The following is a 583-nucleotide window of genomic DNA, read 5'->3' on the forward strand; positions in this document are numbered from 1 at the left end:
CCCGACAGGGCCATGCGGCCTTTGTGGGCGAGGAAGTTGCGCAGGGAGGTCTTGAGGACGGTCATGAGGTGCGTCCCTTGGCGTCGAAGTGGCGCATGCGGTCGAGGACGCGGTCGGCGGTGGGCTGGTGCATCTCGTCGACGATGCGGCCGTCGGCGAGGAAGACGATGCGGTCGGCGTACGCGGCGGCGGCGGGGTCGTGGGTGACCATGACGATGGTCTGGCCGAGTTCGTCGACGGAGCGGCGCAGGAACTGGAGGACTTCGGAGCCGGCGCGGGAGTCGAGGTTGCCGGTGGGCTCGTCGCCGAAGATGATGTCGGGGCGTGCGGCGAGGGCGCGGGCGACGGCGACGCGCTGCTGCTGCCCGCCGGAGAGCTGCGCGGGGCGGTGCTTGAGCCGCCCGGCCAGGCCGACCGTGTCGATGACCCGGTCCAGCCACTCCCTGTCGGGTTTGCGGCCGGCGATGTCCATGGGCAGCGTGATGTTCTCCAGCGCGTTCAGCGTCGGCAGCAGGTTGAACGCCTGGAAGATGAACCCGATCCGGTCCCGCCGCAGCCTGGTGAGCCGCTTGTCCTTCAGCCC

Annotated in this window: 1 protein-coding gene; it reads right to left on the minus strand. The window is 70.5% G+C overall.

The genetic code is table 11. The features are described from left to right. Window positions 1-61: 61 nt before the first annotated feature. Window positions 62-583 (minus strand): ABC transporter ATP-binding protein (locus ACL02R_RS30060; RefSeq protein ID WP_412800124.1); only part of this gene is annotated, 522 nt, incomplete at its 5' end.

It is taken from the genome of Streptomyces sp. MS19 (genome assembly GCF_047200595.1).
Classification (GTDB): Bacteria; Actinomycetota; Actinomycetes; order Streptomycetales; family Streptomycetaceae; genus Streptomyces.